Here is a 1,172-nt window from a genome sequence, read left to right as displayed (position 1 = left end):
CGGCGCGGAGCCGGGCGGCGATGATCGCGCCGACCGTGGTGCGCACCGGGTGCGGCAGGGGCCGGTCGGTGATGACGTGGCGCAGCTGTGCGGGGCTCCAGCCGGCGTCCATCATCACGGTCGCCACGCGGCCCTGATCGGTCAGCGCCTTCCCGGTCAGCAGCAGTTCGGGACGGTGAGCTCCGATCTCCAGCAGCAGGTGGATCCCCGGATGCATGCCGCCGGCCGGGGACGGCGACGTCCAGGACGCTGTCGCCTTCGGGATGCCGGCCCGTCCGGTCGCTCCGGTCCTTCCGGTCGTTCCTCCGGTGTCGGTGTGGTGGCACGGAAGGAGGGAACTGGTGTCCTTGTTGTTGGTCTTCTGATCGTTGGTGTTCTTAGCGGGCCGGTCAGCCGACGTAGGACTGTCCACCGGTGGAAAACCCGACTCTGGCCCGGACCCCGGGTTGTGCAGGCCCGGGAGATCGGTGATGACGTAGGCGGCCGCGCCGAAGGTTCCGCCGGGACCCCGCTCGCGTTCCCGCACGAGGAAGCCCTGCCGCTCCAGTTCCTTCAGTCCGCTCTTCACGGCCGCCTCGCCGTCGCGGCCGCGGCGGGCGAGGCCGGCGACAGTCATCCGCCAGCCGCTGCGGTGCGTGGAGAGCAGTCCGAACAGTCCCTTGGCCTTGAAGGACAGCCGGCTGTCACGGAAGAACGCGTTGGCGATCTGGGTGAACTGATCACCCGCCATCACCCCGCGGCGGATCCCCGCCGGGGACGCAGGGCCGGTTGCGGTGCCGGACTGCGGGCTCACCGGGTCGGCTTCGACCAGCGCAGTGTCGAGGGTGGCGGGGCGGTCGGTGATGCAGTAGACGATCTCGCCGAGGGTGCCGTCCGGGCGGCGCAGGCGTTCCCGGACCAGATAACCGTGCCGCTCCAGTTCGCCCAGCGCGGCCCGTACCGCTTCCCTGCCGTCGGGGCCCAGGCGGACCAGGTCGGCGATCGTCACCTGCCAGCCGTCCCGGTGCGTGCTGACGAATCCGAAGGCGCCCTTCGCCCTGTACGACAGGCGGGTGTCGCGGAACAGCCCGTTGGCGATCTGCGTGAACTGATCGGCCGCCATCACCCCGCGGCGGATCCCCGCCCCGAAACGGCTCACCACGCCGCCCCACCGCAGGCCGCGCGCCACCGCC

General features: G+C 71.5%; 1 protein-coding gene. It reads right to left on the bottom strand.

Annotated elements, in window-relative coordinates; genetic code table 11:
• Positions 1-1,138 (bottom strand): hypothetical protein (locus R6V09_RS53480; protein WP_442810315.1); only part of this gene is annotated, 1,138 nt, incomplete at its 3' end.
• Between the last annotated feature and the right edge of the window lie 34 nt (positions 1,139-1,172).

This window comes from Streptomyces sp. W16, assembly GCF_033194735.1.
Taxonomy (GTDB): domain Bacteria; phylum Actinomycetota; class Actinomycetes; order Streptomycetales; family Streptomycetaceae; genus Streptomyces.
Note: the sequence above shows the minus strand (reverse complement) of the source record. Positions and strands in the feature narration are given on the sequence as shown.